Source organism: Methylobacterium sp. WL18, from assembly GCF_008040015.1.
Lineage (GTDB): Bacteria > Pseudomonadota > Alphaproteobacteria > Rhizobiales > Beijerinckiaceae > Methylobacterium > Methylobacterium mesophilicum.
In genome coordinates this window covers 1-1,428 of record NZ_VRVD01000918.1, presented here as the reverse complement: position 1 = coordinate 1,428, position 1,428 = coordinate 1, and the positions used below count along the sequence as shown (strand labels likewise).

Genomic DNA, 1,428 nt, shown 5'->3' with positions numbered 1-1,428 from the left:
CCCGATCGCCAGGGCCGGCCCCGACACCGCCCAGGGGCCGAGCGCCGTACGGATCCGGCCCGCCGTCCCGGAATCCGTCACCGCGAAGCCGAGGCGCAGGCCGGCGAGCCCGTAGGTCTTGCCGAAGGAGCGCAGCACCACGAGCCCGGGTTCGACATGCGGGCACAGGCTCGACACCGGCTCCAGATCCGCGAAGGCCTCGTCGGCGACCAGCAGGCCGCCGCGCGCGCGCAGGGCTTCCGCCAGGGCGAGCCGCTCGGCGAGCGGATGGGTCCGCCCGTCCGGGTTGTTGGGATCGACCAGCACCGCCACGGGGGCGTCGCCGACCGCCTGGATCCCGTCGACCTGCGCCACCGCGTGGCCGGCCCGCGCCCAGGCGGCGGCATGCTCGGCATAGGTCGGGCCGATGACCGCGACCCGGGTCGGGGCCACCAGCCGGGGCAGGGTCTCGATCAGGATCTGGGTGCCGGGTGCGGGCACGACCTCGGCGGCGCCCGGAGCCCCATAGGCCGCCGCGGCAGCCTCCCGCAGGGCATCGACCTCGGCGGCGGCGGGAAGCCGCGTCCAGGCGCTGGCCTCCACCGGCGGCACGCGATAGGGGACCGGATTGATCCCCGTCGAGAGGTCGAGCCAGGGTTCCGGCGCGTCGGGAAAGGCGTTCCGGAGCCCTCCGAGATCGCCGCCATGGGGGATGACACCCGGGATCGCCCCCGGCCTCGGAGCGGGATTCCAGAAACGATGCTCCATCCGCCCGACACGCTCGCCATCCTCGCCCTCGCCCTCGGGATCGAGGCGGCGTCCGGTTACCCGGACGCGCTCTACAAGGCCATCGGCCACCCTGTCACCTGGATCGGCCGGTTGATTTCCTGGCTGGAGCGCGGCCTGAACCGCGGGTCCGAGCGCCGCCGCCGGATCGCCGGCTGCGGCGCGCTGGTGCTCCTGCTCGCCGCCACGGGGCTGCCGGCCTGGGCGCTCACCGGGCTCAGCCTCTGGGCCGGCCCCCTCCCCGCCCTGCTGCTCCTCGGCCTGCTCTGCGCGAGCCTGCCGGCGCAGCGCAGCCTCAACGACCACGTCGCGGCCGTGGAGACCGCCCTGCGCGACGGCGGCCTGGTGGCCGGGCGCCGCGCCGTGTCGATGATCGTCGGGCGCGACCCGGACCAGCTCGACACGCCGGCGGTGTGCCGCGCCGCCATCGAGAGTCTGGCGGAGAATTTTTCCGACGGGATCGTGGCGCCGGCCTTCTGGATCGGGTGTCTCGGCCTGCCCGGCGGCGCGCTCTACAAGGCGATCAACACCGCCGACAGCATGATCGGCCACCGCAGCCCGCGCTATGCGGCCTTCGGCTGGGCGGCGGCCCGGCTCGACGACCTGGTGAACCTGCCGGCCTCCCGGCTCGCCGGCCTGCTGATCGTCGGGGCGGCCGCCTTG

General features: G+C 75.3%; 2 protein-coding genes. One reads left to right on the top strand and one right to left on the bottom strand.

Annotated elements, in window-relative coordinates; translation table 11 throughout:
* On the bottom strand, nt 1-747 hold a 747-nt coding region (locus tag FV228_RS29695), incomplete at its 3' end, for an aminotransferase class I/II-fold pyridoxal phosphate-dependent enzyme (protein ID WP_147857722.1).
* Between FV228_RS29695 and FV228_RS29690 the strand changes: the two genes are divergently transcribed.
* Nucleotides 739-1,428: CobD/CbiB family cobalamin biosynthesis protein (locus tag FV228_RS29690; protein ID WP_187277975.1), on the top strand; the 690-nt coding region annotated here is incomplete at its 3' end. The genes FV228_RS29695 and FV228_RS29690 overlap by 9 nt on opposite strands.